Consider the following 18,718-nt stretch of genomic DNA (forward strand, 5'->3'; position numbering starts at 1 on the left):
TTTATGAATAAAAATGAAGATATTTTCACACCAAATTGGTATGAAGATTTACCACCAGAAGGATCATATAGATCTATTTTAAAATGGGGAAACCCTAAGGAATTTAAACATCCCAATCCTAGATTATACACTTTGATGAAGAAAACCTTTGAAATGACTGATGATGATTTTAAAACACCTCAAAAAATGGGTTTAGAAAAGGTTAGTTTTGAAAAAGAGATTACTTTAACAGAAGGTCAAATTGCTCACTTTAAGCACATAGTAGGAGAAAATAATGTAAGAATGGACCCTTATTCAAGGCTTCAAATAGCTTATGGAAAAACTATGATAGATTCAATGAGACTTAGAGAAGGTATCGTTGAAAATATTCCTGATATAGTAATACATCCAAGAAGCAAAGAAGATATAAAAGAAATAGTTGAGTACTGTAATGAAGAGAAAATACCAGTGTATGTTTACGGAGGAGGTTCATCTGTAACTAGAGGTGTTGAGTGTGTAAAAGGTGGAGTATCCTTAGATATGAGAGTTCATATGAATAAGGTAGTTAACTTTAATGAAATAAATCAAACAATAACTGTAGAAGCTGGTATGTCAGGTCCGAAACTAGAAGAAACATTAAATAAAGCAAAGGAACTCTTTGGTGCAAAGAGGGCATATACCTGTGGACATTTCCCTCAATCCTTTGAATATTCGGCAGTTGGAGGTTGGGTTGTAACTAGAGGAGCAGGTCAGAATTCAACCTACTTTGGAAAGATTGAGGATATGGTTATATGTCAAGAGTATATCACGCCGGCTGGAGAAATAAAAACCGATGAATATCCTGCATTAGCTACAGGACCATCCATCGATGAAATCATGATGGGAAGTGAAGGTGCCTATGGAATATTAGTTTATGTAACTCTTAAGATTTTTAGATACATGCCAGAAAATCAAAGGAGATTTAGTTATATATTCAAGAACTGGGAAGATGCTAGAAATGCAGCAAGAGAGATTATGCAAGGGCAATTTGGATTTCCATCAGTATTTAGATTATCAGACCCAGAAGAAACTGATGTTATGATGAAACTCTATGGAGTAGAAGAAACAATTATTGATAAAATAATGACTGTAAGAGGATATAAGCCAAATGAGAGATGTATGTTTTTAGGATTTACAGATGGAGAAACATGTTTTACAAAGGTAGTAAGGAAAAAGGTTCATAAGATATGTAAAGCGTATGGAGCTATGTCGACAACAGGATATGTAACTAAGGCATGGGAGCACGGAAGGTTTAGAGATCCATATTTAAGAGAAGATTTACAGGATTATGGTATTATGACTGATACCCTTGAATGTTCAGTTAATTGGGAGAATATGGATTGCGTTCATAAGGGAGTAAGAGCTTACTGCAAAAGTAGACCAAATACAATTTGTATGACACATATGTCTCATGTTTATCCACAAGGTGCAAATCTATACTTTATTTTTATAGCTAAAATGAATAAAATAGATGAGTATTTAGAATATCAATATGGAATACTTGATAATATTCAGAAGTATGGAGCTGCGATGAGTCATCACCATGGAATAGGAAAGATGACAGCCCCTTGGCTTGAAGGTCAAATAGGTAAAAATCAAATGGAGGTATTCAAGGTATTAAAAAATCATTTTGATCCAAATAATATTATGAATCCAGGTGGAACATTAGGTCTTGATTTATCTGATGATAAGAAAAGAATGGTAAAGTAAAAGGATGAAGTGAAACCTTGATAAAAGGTACTTACTGATGGTAAGTGCCTTTTAATATATGGTAGTTTAGGTTTGGCTTTATTTGTTTTGTATTGATTTTACTTACACCTTGGGCTGGAGATGAAGCAGTTGCTGTTACAGCTTTTTTTAGGTAATGTGTTTAATAAATTATTACCAATAACCAAGTATTATATTGAATGAAATTTTAATAATTTTACATTATATGTATTATAATATAAAATTAACAATAATAAGGTAAAAATTAAAAAATAAGCTAAGAGTAAAGAATATATTACATCTCAGTAAATAGTATTGGGAGTTTTATTTATAAATCAAACAGAATTTCTTAGTTATTATAAAAAGCTACGTATCTAAAATTTACGTAGCTTTTCACATTTTATTTTTCATTTTTACTTATATAGAGAGTTATTTCAATTTCACTTACATTAACCAATCTGCTCACAATTATTTTTAATATCTGTTATACCATTCATGATTTCTCTTGCATCATTTATGTTATCTTTGAATAAGGTGGTTATACTGCCAAGACTTCTGAAGGGTTCTTCCATAAGAACTCTATTGTCCTCTATAATTCCATTAGCTACAATGTAGTCTACAATAAGTTTTACAAATCTTATTTGTATTACATTGAGATTCTCTTCACTAAGAAATTTGCTAAAGGCCTCATTGGCTGCTTCTCTTTGAAGTCCTACTATTTTTCTCACTAGCTTGGTAACTGGAGTATTTCCATACTCTTTTTCATATTCTGCTTTGCTGCCAAGGTCTTTCCATAGGATACGTTCTAAGGTTTTCATATCTTCTTTTGTGAGTTTTTTATTATTACGAAGTTTGTATATAGCTAATTCATCTTTATGCTCTTTTAGGTAATGCTCCACCTTTTTCTTATAATCCTTAAGGTCATTACTATTATACATTGCTCCATTTTCATTGATTTCAAGGATTTCATCTTTAAAGTTGGTGTAATATATCTTTTGGCCATCTTTTTCGATAAACCTAATAAGGTCTCTTAAGGCATTTCTTACTTCTTCAAGGTCAAGGATATCTGCACTTTCCCAGAACTCATTAGTTAGAACCTTTTCAATGATGTGTTTTTGCTCCATAACCTTTGGGATTGTCCCTAATTTAGAAAGCTGCTCTGCCGTATTAATAATAGCTTTTATAGGCTTTGTGGCATTTTTGTTTTGCAAATATGCAAGATCCACTGTATAGATAAGACAATCAAATCTCTTGGCAAGTTCATCATCATTAAGTGGTGTAATTAATGGTGAGATGTACTCCTTTATATCAGCTACACTTCCCGTTCCTAAGGCATTCCATGGCTCATTGTTTTTATAAATTTCTACATATCTTTCATGGAGCTTTACTCTAAAGTTTTCTCTATTTAGGCTTCTTACATCCTCTAAAAGTTCCCTTAAGATCTCTTTTCTATAATGAATATAATCGTCTTCTTGATACTTAATATCCTGAAGTTCTCTTAAAATATCAACTTTAGTATTAAAGATTTTCTCAGTTAAGCTATGGGTACCCTTACTCTCCATGCCTTTAGGATTAGCTCTAAAAAATTCAAAGTTAGTACAAAAATCAAATATATAGAACTGTTCCTTGTTAAGACCTATTCCAAGGAGGTCAGTGCAGAGTCTTGTACCTCTTCCTATCATCTGCCAGAACTTAGATTTAGAACGTACTTTTTTAAAGAATACAAGGTTTAATATTTCAGGGATATCAATACCAGTATCAAGCATATCTACAGATACAGCTATTTGTGGCATCTTTTCATTTGTACTAAAATCATCTATCAAGGTATCTACATAGTTAATGCTATAATCTATCTGCTTTATAAAATGTGAGCCATACTCTGGAAAGATTATATTAAATCTATCTACAATAGCCTGGGCATGGCGACTACTTTTTGCAAAGATAATTGTTTTTCCAAGTTTATCGCCACCCTCAACCTTTAGGCCTTTTTCCATAAGCTCTTTAAGAACCATATCTATAGTATTTGCATTAAAAAGCCATTCATTAATAGCACTATTTGAAATGTTATCATCTATATTTTCATCTTCTTCAAAGGTTTTTTCAAATTCATCCTTTTCCTCATCACTAAGGTCGTCGTAATAAATTCCCTTTTCTATAAACTTAAATTTAACCTCTATGGACCTATAATCTACCAAAAATTCATCCTCTACAGCTTTTTCTAGTTCATAGGCAAAGGTTGGTACATTATTCTCCAGCTCAAAAATGCTATAGGTATTCTTATCAATATCATCCTTTGGAGTTGCAGTAAGTCCAAGGAGCATAGCATCAAAGTACTGAAAAATATCTCCATACTTTTTATAAATACTTCTATGACTTTCATCAATGATTATAAGGTCAAAATGTCCAGGAGTGAAAAGTTTTCGTCCATCCTTGCTTCTTTTCTCATCTATAGCATTCATCATAGTTGGATATGTAGAGAAAATCATTCGAGCCTGCTCTGGATTATCTTTATTATCTAATAAATTGCAAAGAGTGAGACTTGGTAGTAGATTACTAAAGTTATTCTTAGCTTGCTTCACAAGGGCCTTCCTATCTGCAAGAAATAAAATATTTTTCACATGATTATGTCTCATTAATATATCAACTATAGAAATGGCAGTTCTTGTTTTACCACTTCCTGTAGCCATAACGAGAAGCATCTTTCTATGCTTAGTTTTTATAGCTTCACATACAGACATAATTGCTTCCTTTTGATAATAACGGTTAGAAATATCATCATTAATCGTTACATTATCAAAGGAGATTTTATTGCTTCTTCTATCAACTATAAGTTGTAATTCATCCTTAGTGAAAATTCCACTGACAGGTCTTTGAGGATAGTCCTCTGCATCATTGATATAATTTATGTCAAAGCCATTGGTTGTAAAAATAAGAGGTCTTTGCATGTATTTATGCTCCAAAGAATCTGCATAAAGCCTTGCTTGCTGAGAACCCACATTAGAGTCCTTACTTGTTTTCTTAGCCTCAACCACTGCAAGAGGTTTTCCATTATTACCATAGAGCACATAATCTACAAAACCTGTACCTGCAGCATTAGGCATTCCCTCCACTGGTACTTCTACAAGACAATCCGTGCCTATATTCCACCCTGCAAGCTTAAGCTCAACATCAATATATTTCTTTCTTGTCTCTGCCTCACTTAGCTCATCAACTTCAAAGTCATAGCTTTCAGTATTACTTATTCTTTGCTCCGTCATAGTCTTACGTAAAGATTCATTCTCTTTGCGTATGTCTTCAAGTTTTTTATCCCTTGAACTTAGCCTATCATAAAGGTCTCTAAGTTCCTGAGGTCTTGTACGTTTTTCTTCACCTTGTGCTAGAATACTCTCATCAAAATCTTTACAAGTATATTCATCTGCATAACAATAATCAATCCATCTTACCACTTCATGAAGATTCCTAAGGGAAAGCACAGCCTCATCCCTTGTAATGCTAGCATTTGTATGAACTGCAGTATTACTAAGTTTAATTATGTATTTAATAAGTGAAAACAAAGATGGGTCTATAATCTGCCTAAAGGTAGTCTCATGAATAAGACTTGAAATATTATCTTGATAAGGAACTGTGAGATCATTATCAAAACTATAAACCCACTTAACAGCAAGCTCCACTGCTCTCCTTGAAAGAATAGCACAAGTAGCAGGTGACACAAGAAGACTCTTCTCCGCCTCCACTGCACTAGTTGCAAAACTTTTAAATATATGTTTTGACTTTAAAAAGTCAAAGTTGGTACACAATAAAATCCCCTCCCCATGGGCATTTGATATATATTACTTTTATCGAATTATATGTATATTTTAATATTAATTATGTTTAACTATCAATAGATTTAGTTGCTATTTTTATAAATTAAAAGTGGACTAGGAAAGCATTTATCGTCAGATTTTGTATTTATCATTTAATTATCCATAGCATGCCTTATTGTAAAAAAAATATAGAGTACTTTCGTACTCTATAACCGATTATATCATATAGTAAAACAATTGTGATTGGTAACAGTAAAATTATACCTTTTAAATTTTTGACACCTTCGTAATATGAAACTTAAACACAGGGTATTTGGGTATTACTTCAGCGTATACCTTTTACTTTTTTAGAGGTAGTTATTGGATATTTTTGTAATTTGTATATCAAAACTACAAGGAAAAATTTATTGTATCTAGATTACGTAAAGTTTTAAATAGCATTTATTAGATTGATTTAAGAATCTAACATATATAAAATACCTTCATTAATAAACTCTAAATCTTTAGTATATAAAAACATTGTTACTGAATTGAGTAGTAGTCATATTCTACTAATTAACAGTTATCGGGGCTAAATACTCATAACCATCTACCACAGTTACTTTTTGTCCATCTCCATTTGTTACTACTACATCGTACTTTCCAGGAGTACTATTTGATGGTATTCTTACACGTATTTTCCCAGTATTGTAATAGTTAAGTAAATCAACTTTGTTTCCGCCAATCTCAACGGATAAGTCATCACCGTTTACAAAATTAGTACCAAGTATATATACAAGTTCTCCACCTTTAATACTTCCTACATTAGGCGTAATTTGACTAATTGTTGGTGCTAGTATTGGTGTGGCTAAATATTTGTATGCATTAACCTTTGTAACACTTTTACCGTTACCATTAATTATTTTAACATCAACATCTCCCGCTACAGCTACAGCTGGCACTCTTACGCGTATCTTTCCAGTATTGTAATAGTTAAGTAATTCAGCTTTATTTTCTCCAAAAAATACTTCAATATCATTTATGAAATCTTTTCCATAAATATACACTAATTCTCCACCTTCTATCTTACCTTCTATACGGTTTAAACTAGTGATTTCTGCTACTCTTTCAATATAAGTATATTTCATAGGAGCAGCTACACATTCTCCATCTGGATTAGTTACAATTACTTCTACATCTCCAGGAATACCCTTTGGAACCTTCACCCCTATTTTAGTGTCTGCAACATAACTTGTTGGAGTTACATTACCACCTATTGTTACAATTGATTCCTTAAGAAAACCTTGTCCTGTAATATATATATAATTGCCTCCTTCTTCATATCCACTAGTATTAGATATTGATTTAACCTCTAACGGTAACACTGGTGGAGGTGTTAAATATTCATACCCATCCTTCACCGTTAACTTTTGTCCATCTCCATTAATAAATACCACATCATACTTTCCAGGAGTATTATTTGCTGGTACTTTTATACTTAGTTTTTTTGAACCATAAAAGTGTTCTAAAGGAGCTTTATTTCCACCAATCTCAACGGATAAGTCATTACTATTTAAAAAATTAGTACCATAAATATTTATAATTTCTCCACCCTCAACATTTCCTGAATTAGGTGAAATATTCGTAATAGTTATGTCCTGATTTCCATAATAAGAAAACTCAGCTTTAGCTTTCTGGTTATCATCATTAGTAACTGTAAGTATAGTATTTCCTTGAACCCCTGGAGGTGTTACTGCTTCAATTGTATTGCTATCAATAAATACTACATTGGTACATTCGTTATTATTAATGCTAACCTTAGCACCGTTTCTAAAGTTACTGCCTTTAATTATTATTTTTTCTCCACCATTAGCATGACTACTATTATTAGTAACTGATGTAATAACTGGTGGGTGATTTTTTATTTCTAACACCTTGTTAGGAATATCATAAGTCTGTTCATTTCCTTCATAATTTTTGTATGTTATGACAGATTTAGAAGCTACATTATATTTTCCCACAGGTGTATCTGATTTTGGTCTTATTTTATAGCTCAATTCTAAAGTGTCTGCTTTTAACTCTAAAATATTCCATGTTAATGTATTACCATCAACATGAGGTTTTGGTATATTATTATCATAAGAACCTGGAACTATTTCAAATTCAGGTGAAACTTCTTCTGTGATCTTAACATTATAAGCGCTTGCAACTCCTATTTCGTTGACTATAGCTCTGTATATATCTATCAATCCAACAGAACCTAATACAAAGTGATGATGACTACTCGTTGTCGCCATATCCTTCAATAGTATGTTAGGTGAACTTGTATCTGGATTTTCATTAGGTCCAAGTAGTGCAATAGTATAAAATACAATTCCTGCATTTTTAGCTTCCTCTGCTGCTTTCAAAGCATCGCTACTACTATTAGCTTGTCCATCAGTTAGTAGTAAAATTACTGGTTGTGCATCTTTTCTTTCATTCTCTAAAAGTTTAGCTGCTTCTCTGATAGCATAGCCTGTTTCAGTGCCACCACCGCATTCTATACCATCTATATAGTTTTTCAACGAATTAGCATCATTAGTTAATCCTTTAGTACCAACATAGTTAGTAGAACTAAAATCAACTAATCCTAAATTATGTTTATCGAAATCTATCAAATCAACAAACTCTTTTGCAGAATCTTTCATTGCACCAAATCTATTGTCATTCTGCATGCTTCCTGACTTGTCCAAAATTAGTACAACATCATTTGGTTTTACCACATTTACAGGTGGCTTACCTGTAACTTTTATGTTTATTTCAGCTTCACCATCAGGGGTAATAACTCCAGGATTAACATCTCTGATAGCAGTTACATAATTTTCTACTGCCTCAGCTTCTATGCTAAAGGTATTAATAAATACACTTAAAAACATAAGAAAAGCTAAAACTCCACTTATTTTCTTTTTCATATAGTCCCTCCTAAAAATATTATAATTATACTTTTATTGATATTTTCCATTAGTTTACCAATTAAAAATACATTCATATCATAACATATATTTATAATGTTTTGAATAAAATTATATTTTATTATAATAATTTAAATTTTACAATTTATATAATTTCTCTTTTTCAATCTTAAATGTATTAAAATTATAGATCTTCATTTTTTAGTTAAGTATCAAAACTTAACAGTATTGACACCACTTAAAGAATAACCTATACTCAATATATAAAGCAGTGTCAAAACTAATATTCAAAAGTAAGGTGATTATATGGGTAATATCATAGGATATATAAGAGTATCAACCAAGGGACAATTAGAAGGTAATTCAATAGAGGATCAAAGGAAGAATATATTAGATAGATATTCTAATGCTAAAATAATTGAGGAAAGTTATAGTGCAGCTAAAGACAGATATGTATTTAATAAATTATTAGATGATATAGAACCTGGAGATACTTTGGTTGTAACTAAGCTTGATAGATTCTGTAGAACAACAAAAGAGGGATTACAGTATATAGATAAGCTAATGGGTAAAGGGGTTAAAATCCATATTCTTAATATGGGGTTAATTGAAGATACACCAATGGGAAGATTGATAGTAACTAATTTACTAGCCTTTGCAGAATTTGAAAGAGCAATGATAATAGAACGTACTCAAAGTGGTAAGGCTATAGCGAAAACAAAGCCAGGATTTAAAGAGGGTAGGCCTAAGAAACATAGTCCTAAACAAATAGATCATGCTTTAGATATGCTGATAATAAATGGTGGTAATTCTAGCTATGCAGAAGTTGCAGAAATCACAGGAATAAGTAAAAGTACCCTTATAAGGGAAGTTAACAAAAGAAAACTATAGGAGGAATATAGATGAATACAAACGAAGAAGTCATTAAAGCTCTACTAGATCAGCTAAGGATGAAAGATAAGCAGATTGAAGAATTACATAAAATCATAAATAAGTTACTGGAAGAGAAAAACACAGCAACAGAAAATCTCAACTATAATGAGGGTTTTTGGGAAACTGTAAAGAATCGAAAGGATTAATAAGAAATCTATAATTATATGATTCTACATGAAATTAGGGAGTATAGGGATGTAATTACAATTGTATGTTCGAACAGAAAAGGATATTTATCCTTAGATTTTGTATTTATCATTTATAAAACACAAGGGAGCATAGCTCCATAACTTAATCAGTTATTTTGCGACGCCCCCTTAAACTTTAATACCAAGAAATGATATTAAAACCATCTACATATTTTGAAACAGTTTTAATACCATGAACCTAGCTTTAATTTTTATTTCAATTTTTCAAGTTCAACATGTCATTACACAAATTAAGTGTAATTTATTTTAAAACAATTCCCCTTTAAAAGCCCTTTGCATAAGGGAGTTAAAGTTGTTTTCTAACTCTTTAAGACTTTGTTCTAGAAGCTTTTTTTGTTGCTCTATTTTTTCTACTTGAGCGGCAAATTTGTTTTGGAGAGGGAGTGGAGGTACTATTACTTTTAAACTTGATAGCATTTGTTGATTCAAGTTATTTATATTAGCACCACGGCTATCTTTCTTAAGTGACTTTTTAAAGTTTTGGTCTAAAAATAATTGAATTAAGAAATCAGGTATTACTTCTCTACATTGATTTCTATATCTTATACAAAAACCACTATATATTGTCTTTTCCTCTAATTCTCTAACTAAAATACTTCTTCCTACTAATTCTTTACTACCATTTGAACGAACAAATATGATATCACCTTTTTTAAGTAAATATTCTTCGTTTGGTTCTTGTTGTAATTCTAATGTAGGTAATATATTAGAATTATTTATTGTATTTCCATACTTAAATTCACTAACTCCAAGAAATTTTATATTAAATCCTGAATCACTTTGCTTATAATTCATTCCATTTTTAAAGTAACCCAATGTTCCTAAGTCTCTAATATCCCATCCTTTTGGATTTAAAACTGCATCCCCAAACATCTCATAAAACAAACTCTTCACCAGCTCATCATAAGCTTCAATTTGTTCTTTTCTTTTGTCTATGAGGGATTGGGCCTTGTCTAGGATGGTTGCTATTTTTTGTTGAATTTTTATATCATATTTAGGAATAAGTATGTCCTCTAGGACGCTTTTTTGTATATGCGGAATAGTTGCACCCATGCATTTATCTCTTAGAGTTTTTGATTGTGCTTGCATATATCTGCCAATAAAAGGTGTGTATACTAGCTTATTATCAGTTCGTAATAAAGCTAATGTACTTCCTATTGCTCCTTCAATTCCATATCCGATAGTACCAGCATTTGCACCATCCCATGCTATTATTAAATCCTCTTTTTTAGCAAATACATATTTTCCATTAGACATACAATACTTAATATTATTATTATTTCTTAAATCATCTATTTGAATATATCTAACACTATCATTATTAATTTCTTCTAAAGCATCAACCTTTTTACCTTTTGTAATTTTATATAAATCACCTAATCTAATATATTCCATATCTTCTCTACCCCTCAATCATCTCACTTAGCTCTTCAATGCCTTGACTTATCTCCATCTCTAACTCTCTTATTTTCATAAGAATCTCTTGTGGGTGAGGATATTTTACTTCTTCATAAACAATTTCTTTGTATTTATTAATTGAAAGGTCATAGCCGTTATCTTTGATTTCTTCTACATCAACAAAGAAACTTTGGTCTGTTGGTTTTCTATCTACCTCTTTATCTAGGTTATTAAATCTTTCAATGATATCTGGAATGTCACTGCCTTCTATTTCTTGTCTTTTATCATCTAGGGAGTAACCATCTGATTTCATGTCATAGAACCAAACCTTGTCTGTTCCACCTGAGGCTGTTTTTGTGAAGATTAGAATGGCTGTGCTAACTCCTGCATAGGGTTTAAATACACCGCTTGGCATGGAGATAACTGCTTCTAATTTATTATTATCTACTATTTCTCTGCGGATTTCTTTATGAGCTTTACTGCTTCCAAAGAGTACTCCATCGGGTACTATAGTTGCACTTCTTCCACCAATTTTAAGACTTCTAAGGATTAATGCTAAGAATAGTAGTTCTGTTTTCTTTGTCTTTGTCACTTTAAGTAGCTCAGCACTTACTGCCTCATAGTCAAGGGAGCCTTTAAAAGGTGGGTTTGCAAGGACTAGGGTATATTTTTCCTTGTCTGTATTTTTCTCTGATAGACTATCCTTATATTCAATGTTTGGATTATCGACTCCATGAAGGAGCATGTTCATAGCACCGATACGAAGCATGGTTCTATCCATATCAAAGCCATGAAACATATGGTTATTAAAGTGATCCTTAAGTCCTGCATTTAAAAATAGGTCTGATTCATTTTCTCTTAAATACTCCTGGGCAGCTACTAAAAAACCTGCACTTCCCATGGCAGGGTCAACAATTACATCACTGGGTGTTGGCTTCATAAGGTTTACCATCATTCCTATGATGTGTCTTGGTGTACGGAACTGTCCATTTGTACCAGCTGTAGCTACCTTAGAAAGAAGATGCTCATATAAATCTCCCTTAGTATCTCTATTCTCCAGGTCAATACCATCAATTCCATCTACAATCTTAGAAAGCATCTGTGGAGTTGGAATTTTAAAGATAGCATCTCCCATATATTTTGAATAAGCTGAGCCTCCATCTTCATGAAGATTCTTTATAAATGGAAACACCTTATTTAAAACTATGTTGTACATTTCTGTAGCTTCCATATTCTTAAACTGGCTCCATCTAAGGTTCTTATTCTCTTTTTTAAACATACCCTCATAGGTAAGACCAAGAAAAGCTGCTTCATTTTCCTTTGTAGTTTCTATATCATCAAGACCTTTTATAAATAATAAATATGTAAATTGCTCTATAACCTCAAGAGGGTTTGTAATGCCACCTGTCCAAAAGGTTTCCCATATCCTATCAACTTTACTTTTTAATTCTCCTGTAAGCATAATGTCCTCCTAATGTGTCTTTATTCTTAAAATCATTATATAGTTGTTATTATAATTAATTACTAGCATTATTATAGCATTATTATTGGTTATTGATAATGTCTAAGCATCCAATTCCCTAGAGATGAATTTATATATTCCTTATATGGTGTGCTATAAATCAAATTGTAGCCAGGGTTATTTTTGTGTTTTATTTGTAACAGTTTTTGTAACAAATTATGTAATGTTATCTGTATCAAACACCTTCTAAGCTTTACTTCAAGTCATTTTTTAATTTGAATTTGGTGACAACTTTAGTTGTTACCAATGCTGAGAGATAGTCTTTAATAACTACCTAAAAGCTTTTGAAAGGCACTTTGAGAACCTTAATTTAAACAGATAGATTTATATTTAGCAGCGACAAGGTTTCCTTGTTACTGCAGCTTAAGGATAGTCTTAAATTAATATTATTGGAAGTGTGAGAAAAAGTGGACCAACTTTAAAAAGTTAGTCCACTTTTTCTGACACTTCCACCAGGTTTTATTATGTAGAGTATTTGTAGATGTTAATGAAAGGTTTAATTCTAGAAAATTATTTTTAAAAAATTAAATATATATATTTATATAATCCTATTTATCCCTAAGAGGTTTAATGTTAGTTATATCAATGCTTTAAGGATGAAATAACATAAAAAGCTAAAAACATGATAAGGATGATTTTCAAATGTCAAATCAAAAATTAATTTTTAGTAATGATGGAACAATTAAAACTATTGATAATTATGTATTATCCAAAGAGGAAGAGTCATTCCAAACATTTATCAAGGGATTAGCAGTTGATTCAAAGATAGAATATTATTAACTTTGAAATTAAGGCATGGGATCATATGATAATCACCATGCCTTTAAAATATTTGTTATAAAAATATATTTACAAAAAACTTTTATACTTTAAATTTAAAACCCTCTTCCATAGACCGGGGTATTCATAGAATTTAGTCTTATCTTACAATCTACATAGTATCCGCCACCTGTTCCAGATATAAAATTTTGACCTTTATCACGTAGACAATAAATTCTCATAAAGTCTAACCTTTTATCTCCACATTGTGTTGGTTTGTTCTGCCAACGAGCATAAGGTATTACTATAGTTCCAGCTGGATATGTTTTTACAAACTTTCCTGCCATATTATACATATCTACTGGTGCATCAGTAAGGAAGCCATATTCGGATGTAGATCCTATCCTGAATGCATACTTGGACCAATCACTAATTTTTGTATTCATATTTATACGTCCTCTAACCCATTTACTTGAAGGATTTAAAAACTGAATTATTCTTGTTATAGGCCCATCCTCTATAACTGTAAACCTTTCTCTATGATATAATTCACCTATTTTTATATTTTTCTCTATATCATTTGCTGAATATACTGGTATACTCGCACCTGACATATTAACTGCTAAATATCCCATTTGTACCTCCTAAATACTTATTTATTAATTATAGGTTAGCTAACTCTATATCAATAAAAGATGTATTTAGTTAAGAAGTGTAAACTGATTATAATGGTATTTTACTAAAACTATTTATTTCTTCAAAATAAACTAAGATAATATAAATACTAATATTCTCTTAGATAGGATATACCTACTACACTATTAGTATCAACAGTTTCATTACCACTTTCATAACTTATTATAGGATGAACCAAGTTTACAATGAAATTACCTTTGCTAGAAGAAAAAATTAAATTTGTGTTTTTTATTTCATTATTTTTATTAAATTTCTCTCTTTCTTTTTTTATATCATCTGGTAACACCTTGTAAATTAAATCTAATGCCTCATCATAGGTTATGTCAGTTGGATTAACTTCACATGCATAGGTGTAATCTTTTAATATATATCCATATTTTTTATCATCAATATTAGGTATTTCACTTAACCGTGAACTAGAAACTAAATCATCTTCACTCTCGTAAAAATAATAAGATTTTTGTGCTACTTTGTATGTCAAATCCTCTTTTTTTACATTTTTATATCTTTCTGAGATTATAGTATTATCTATTTCATCTTTGTCAGTATTATCAATAATAGGGTTACTAGAAGAAATATCTTTATTTGGTATTTCTTCTTTTACATTAGGTTTATCTCCACATCCTACCATTAATAAGGACATTATGAATATACCAATATAAATAAGTTTAAATTTTTTCATAAAAACCTCCGAAATTTTTTATATGATTAATAATTATATTAACATAAAAAGAAATCTTTCCCAACATCAATATTGGTTTATTTTGTTTAATACTTTATTTTAGTTGTTTGGAACTCAGGTCAATTGTTGTAAACTAATATTTTTATATTTCTAATAAAAATATTAGTTTACATTTAATAAGAAATATCATTTATACATTATGAGATTAAAAAATAAAGGAGTGTTTATTATGGATCAAATGGTTAAAACCACACAGGAATGGTTAAACAGAACTTACGGTAATGATTCAAGGTTTAATATTATTCCTACAAATGGAGAAACAGGATGGACTACCATATATGCTCTAATAAGAGCATTACAAATTGAACTTGGTATTCAATATACCGCAGATAGCTTTGGACCTTCAACACAAAGCTTATTTAAACAAAGATATCCTAGTGGAATAATTCAGCAAGAATATCCATCTACTTTCGAAAGTAATATTTATGGCATTATTCAAGGTGCATTATGGTGTAAGGGGTATAGTACTGGTTCTAGTGATATAACAAAACATTTTTATGGCGGAACCGGAAATGCAATAATTAAATTAAAGAAAGATGCTGGAATGAGTAATCCTGATTCTTCAGTTACTCTTAATGTAATGATAGCATTATTATCAATGAATCAATATGTAACATTAATAGATTATGGCGGAACTGATGAAATAAGAGAAATTCAACAAAGATTAAACCAGAATTATGAAGATTATATAGGCCTTATTCCATGTGATGGAGTATATGGTAGACAGATGAATTTGGCTTTAATTACAGTAATGCAGGCAATAGAAGGATTATCACCTTTAGAGGCCACTGGATACTTCGGAGATACAACAAAAAGATTATGTCCCATATTACCTGATACTGCAAATGTACTTGAAAAGTATAAAGAAAATGCTGCAGTTAAATTGCTAAGATATGCACTATGTTGCAATGGCTATTCTATAGACATATCCAGCGAAGAATTTGACAGTACATTAGTGAGCAAAATTAAAGAGTTTCAACAACATTATATTTTAACGGTTACTGGTACTGCAAACTTAGATACATGGATGTCTTTATTATTAAGCAAAGGAAATCCAGATAGAAGTGCTAAAGCTTGTGATTGCGCAACAATCTTAACACAAGGAAAAGCTACATCATTATATAATGCAGGTTATCGTTTTGTAGGCAGATACTTAACTGGTACAGTGGGTATAGCACATGAACCAAAATCCTTAACAAAGGGGGAGCTTTTTAATATTTTTAATGCTGGATTAAATGTATTTGCAATATATCAAGACAATGACCCTTCTGTAGAATACTATAACTTAATGCAAGGTGCTGCAGATGCTACAAAAGCAATTAAAGCAGCGAAGGAACTCGGAATTCCATATGGAGAGATAATTTATTTTGCAGTAGACTATGATGTTATGGATGGTCAAGTTACATCTAATATATTCCCATATTTTTTAGGTATAGCAAATGTTATGAAGTCTAATCTAAATATTTATAAAGTTGGAGTATATGGTGCAAGAAATGTTTGTAGTAGAATGAGTAAAGCAAATCTTTCTTGTAGTAGTTTTGTTTCTGATATGTCAACTGGGTTTAGTGGAAACATGGGATATCCAATTCCTAGTGATTGGGCATTTGATCAGTTCCATGAATATATGTTCAGTTCTACAGATGGAGAATTTGGACTAGATAAAGATGCTTATTCTGGAAGATATAGTGGATTTAACAAATTAATTAACCATATTGATGATGAGGTTCAAGATGAAGAAACTGATAAGTTGATTCTAGAGAAAGCTAGGAAATTTCTAAATGTATTTGATCTGAAATATAACGGTGAGATTACTACCAATAAAGAGATTGTAGCTGATTTAGGGCCAATAGAAGTAAAAGTTATTGTAGGCAGAACAAAGAATCTTCTTCCTGAAAATGGTGAAAATTATGTTACACTAAGTGTTGTAAATGGAAAAATCCAAGATCCACAATATACTCTTGCTGAAAAGACATATAATAATTTTACAACATCATTAAAAACACAAATAGATGGCAATAACAATATGAGTGCAATGATGTCTTTAGCTATAGAAGTTGAAAATGGTTCAATTAGTTATAGTATAGGTATTAATGACAAAAATCAACTTTTCTATACTTACTACGTTGAACATGAATTAAAATTAAATAAGGTAATGTATTTTGAAATGACTGTTACTATAAAAGAACCTAAAAAATACTTAGAAACAGAATCTGAATGGGATGAAATTAAAGAAAAAGTAGCAAAAGGTGTTATAATAGTTGCAGTTGGTGCTATAGTAGCTGTTGCTCTCATCTATGTAGGGATACCAGCTTTAGTGGCAGCCCCTGGTTTACTTTTAGAAATATTTAATAAAGCTACATTATCTGCCTTATAAAGAAATTAGATAGTAATATTTTTATAGATTAAATATACTAAAAAATTTTATATATTTTCTAAACTTGACATTAAAATAAAATATTAAGAGATACACATTTATTTAGTGATCATCGATTGAAGATATTGCTCTAATTTTAGTAAACTTATAATCTTAAAGGAAATGCCATATAACACATTTGTAGTGTATATAATATTTTAATACTAAGTAAGCATATAAACAAGTTATCCTAATTATTATAATTATAATAGTTAGGATAATTTGTTTATATTTCTTCAGTTATTATACATTTATTACTATGAAATCTAAATTTACAAGTATCAGTTACCATAAAAAGTATGTTGACAATGTGATTTTATATGTATATAGTTTACATAGAATACATTATAAGGGGGGAACTTAATGGATTTATTATTACAAGTACAATATAAAGGAGACAATGATAAAGAAGATGAATTGGTGAGATTTACTGATATGTTATTTAATACTCTAAAAGAAGCATATATAAAATCGAGAAAAGTTTTTTATATATTAGGTACAATTTCTATAATGACATTGATATATCTTATGTGTATTATGCATACAATTATAATTTTGTTAATTGGAATAATAGTTATTTCCTCAATAGTATATGTTATGATAACTTTTAAAAAAATATCTATTACATACATATTAGGAAAATATTCCGAGGATTTTTTATCTAGTCATTCTAGAACTTTTACGCTCAACTTTTACGAAAATGCTATAGAAATTAAATTTGATGAGCAAAACTCACGAAAATTAGTTTATTCTTGGGTAGAAAAGGTATATGAAACAGTAGATATGTTCATTATTAATGATATTACTTGGATTTTTAAATCAAAGTTAAGCAAAGAAGAGATAGTGGCTATAAAAGATATATTAAAAAATAAATTTGAAGATAAATATATAGAATTGAATTAATTTATGGGGGGGATTTCAGTGAATCAATTATTAGTAGTTGAATATGATAATAATTTAAGTAATTCAGCTAATGAAATATATCTAATGAAATGTTTAACTCATATTAAAAAGAGAGAAAATAAAACTCTAATACTTTCAATATTTCTATTTGTGGCATGCATTATAGGTTTTATATCGCTTTTTTATGAGGGAATATATGATGAGTTGGGTATATTTATTATATGTACTACAGTGCTTATTGTATTAGCTCGAAGAATTACTTTGAAAAAAAACATAAAAAGTAAATGTAACATTTATAATAAATATAAAAAATTTAATCTTACATTCTATGATGAGTTTCTAGAGTTTAATGTAGACAATAAGTATATTAAAAAAATATCATATTCCAAATTTAAAGAATTATATGGGACTAAAGATATATTTTTAATAAATTCAATATGTTGTATATATAAAAATTGTATAGACCCCAATGTTAGTAATGAAATAGAAAATATTTTAATGGATAAGTTAGGAGACAGATATAAGCAATTAGATATTAAATAAATGTATATGTAAATTGTTGTTTAAGATTATTCCATTTTCATATTGTTATGGATTACTATATTATACTAAATTAAATCAATTTATATATTGTAAATGAGGACATAAAAGAGTCTATTTTAAAATAGACTCTTTTATGTCC

The 18,718-nt window shown here is 30.1% G+C and carries 13 protein-coding genes; 7 read left to right on the forward strand and 6 right to left on the reverse strand.

Annotation, left to right across the window (positions count from 1 at the left end):
* Nucleotides 1–3 precede the first annotated feature (3 nt).
* The gene (locus tag B2P65_RS15240) at nucleotides 4–1,728 is read left to right on the forward strand and encodes an FAD-binding oxidoreductase (protein ID WP_346880455.1); all 1,725 of its coding nucleotides are present in this window, start codon (nucleotides 4–6) and stop codon (nucleotides 1,726–1,728) included.
* A gap of 446 nt (nucleotides 1,729–2,174) precedes the next feature.
* Here the strand turns inward: B2P65_RS15240 and B2P65_RS15245 are convergent, their stop codons facing one another.
* Nucleotides 2,175–5,522 carry a DEAD/DEAH box helicase family protein gene (locus tag B2P65_RS15245; protein WP_346880456.1) on the reverse strand — a complete coding sequence of 1,116 codons (3,348 nt, stop codon included), beginning with the start codon at nucleotides 5,520–5,522 and terminating at the stop codon, nucleotides 2,175–2,177.
* A gap of 560 nt (nucleotides 5,523–6,082) precedes the next feature.
* Nucleotides 6,083–8,461 carry an IPT/TIG domain-containing protein gene (locus tag B2P65_RS15250; RefSeq protein WP_346880457.1) on the reverse strand — a complete coding sequence of 793 codons (2,379 nt, stop codon included), beginning with the start codon at nucleotides 8,459–8,461 and terminating at the stop codon, nucleotides 6,083–6,085.
* Nucleotides 8,462–8,767: 306 nt separating this feature from the next.
* Here B2P65_RS15250 and B2P65_RS15255 point away from each other — a divergent pair, with 306 nt between their 5' ends.
* A complete protein-coding gene (locus B2P65_RS15255) occupies nucleotides 8,768–9,352 on the forward strand; it encodes a recombinase family protein (RefSeq protein ID WP_346880458.1) in 585 nt (194 codons plus the stop codon).
* An 11-nt stretch (nucleotides 9,353–9,363) separates the two neighbouring features.
* Complete coding sequence (locus tag B2P65_RS15260) at nucleotides 9,364–9,540, forward strand: hypothetical protein (protein WP_346847635.1); 177 nt, start codon at nucleotides 9,364–9,366, stop codon at nucleotides 9,538–9,540.
* A 309-nt stretch (nucleotides 9,541–9,849) separates the two neighbouring features.
* Here the strand turns inward: B2P65_RS15260 and B2P65_RS15265 are convergent, their stop codons facing one another.
* Nucleotides 9,850–10,998: a restriction endonuclease subunit S gene (locus B2P65_RS15265; protein WP_346880459.1), complete on the reverse strand. Its 1,149-nt coding sequence runs from the start codon at nucleotides 10,996–10,998 to the stop codon at nucleotides 9,850–9,852.
* Nucleotides 10,999–11,005: 7 nt separating this feature from the next.
* Nucleotides 11,006–12,463, reverse strand: a complete 1,458-nt coding sequence (locus tag B2P65_RS15270) for a class I SAM-dependent DNA methyltransferase (RefSeq protein ID WP_346880460.1) — start codon at nucleotides 12,461–12,463, stop codon at nucleotides 11,006–11,008.
* A 702-nt stretch (nucleotides 12,464–13,165) separates the two neighbouring features.
* On the opposite strand from B2P65_RS15270, the gene B2P65_RS15275 reads away from it, so the two are divergent.
* Nucleotides 13,166–13,303: a hypothetical protein gene (locus B2P65_RS15275; RefSeq protein WP_346847626.1), complete on the forward strand. Its 138-nt coding sequence runs from the start codon at nucleotides 13,166–13,168 to the stop codon at nucleotides 13,301–13,303.
* Nucleotides 13,304–13,398: 95 nt separating this feature from the next.
* On the opposite strand, the gene B2P65_RS15280 is transcribed toward B2P65_RS15275, so the two are convergent.
* Nucleotides 13,399–13,917 carry a hypothetical protein gene (locus B2P65_RS15280; protein ID WP_346880461.1) on the reverse strand — a complete coding sequence of 173 codons (519 nt, stop codon included), beginning with the start codon at nucleotides 13,915–13,917 and terminating at the stop codon, nucleotides 13,399–13,401.
* A 149-nt stretch (nucleotides 13,918–14,066) separates the two neighbouring features.
* Nucleotides 14,067–14,660, reverse strand: coding sequence for a hypothetical protein (locus B2P65_RS15285; protein WP_346880462.1), 594 nt, complete (start codon nucleotides 14,658–14,660; stop codon nucleotides 14,067–14,069).
* A gap of 229 nt (nucleotides 14,661–14,889) precedes the next feature.
* Between B2P65_RS15285 and B2P65_RS15290 the strand changes: the two genes are divergently transcribed.
* The 3 genes from B2P65_RS15290 (at nucleotide 14,890) to B2P65_RS15300 (ending at nucleotide 18,579) form a co-directional block, all read left to right on the forward strand.
* Nucleotides 14,890–17,094: a glycoside hydrolase domain-containing protein gene (locus tag B2P65_RS15290; protein ID WP_346880463.1), complete on the forward strand. Its 2,205-nt coding sequence runs from the start codon at nucleotides 14,890–14,892 to the stop codon at nucleotides 17,092–17,094.
* Nucleotides 17,095–17,496: 402 nt separating this feature from the next.
* Nucleotides 17,497–18,036 carry a hypothetical protein gene (locus B2P65_RS15295; RefSeq protein WP_346880464.1) on the forward strand — a complete coding sequence of 180 codons (540 nt, stop codon included), beginning with the start codon at nucleotides 17,497–17,499 and terminating at the stop codon, nucleotides 18,034–18,036.
* A gap of 18 nt (nucleotides 18,037–18,054) precedes the next feature.
* Nucleotides 18,055–18,579 (forward strand): hypothetical protein, encoded by a 525-nt coding sequence (locus B2P65_RS15300; RefSeq protein ID WP_346847621.1) that lies wholly within the window; start codon nucleotides 18,055–18,057, stop codon nucleotides 18,577–18,579.
* Nucleotides 18,580–18,718 lie beyond the last annotated feature (139 nt).

Source organism: Clostridium sp. UBA3061 (genome assembly GCF_002367465.1).
GTDB classification, from domain to species: domain Bacteria; phylum Bacillota; class Clostridia; order Clostridiales; family Clostridiaceae; genus Clostridium_J; species Clostridium_J sulfidigenes.

Coding starts and splice junctions, on each gene's coding strand:
- B2P65_RS15240 (WP_346880455.1), top strand. CDS start 4: ATGAATAAAAATGAAGATATTTTCACACCAAATTGGTATGAAGATTTA.
- B2P65_RS15250 (WP_346880457.1), bottom strand. CDS start 8,461: ATGAAAAAGAAAATAAGTGGAGTTTTAGCTTTTCTTATGTTTTTAAGT.
- B2P65_RS15255 (WP_346880458.1), top strand. CDS start 8,768: ATGGGTAATATCATAGGATATATAAGAGTATCAACCAAGGGACAATTA.
- B2P65_RS15260 (WP_346847635.1), top strand. CDS start 9,364: ATGAATACAAACGAAGAAGTCATTAAAGCTCTACTAGATCAGCTAAGG.
- B2P65_RS15265 (WP_346880459.1), bottom strand. CDS start 10,998: ATGGAATATATTAGATTAGGTGATTTATATAAAATTACAAAAGGTAAA.
- B2P65_RS15270 (WP_346880460.1), bottom strand. CDS start 12,463: ATGCTTACAGGAGAATTAAAAAGTAAAGTTGATAGGATATGGGAAACC.
- B2P65_RS15275 (WP_346847626.1), top strand. CDS start 13,166: ATGTCAAATCAAAAATTAATTTTTAGTAATGATGGAACAATTAAAACT.
- B2P65_RS15280 (WP_346880461.1), bottom strand. CDS start 13,917: ATGGGATATTTAGCAGTTAATATGTCAGGTGCGAGTATACCAGTATAT.
- B2P65_RS15285 (WP_346880462.1), bottom strand. CDS start 14,660: ATGAAAAAATTTAAACTTATTTATATTGGTATATTCATAATGTCCTTA.
- B2P65_RS15290 (WP_346880463.1), top strand. CDS start 14,890: ATGGATCAAATGGTTAAAACCACACAGGAATGGTTAAACAGAACTTAC.
- B2P65_RS15295 (WP_346880464.1), top strand. CDS start 17,497: ATGGATTTATTATTACAAGTACAATATAAAGGAGACAATGATAAAGAA.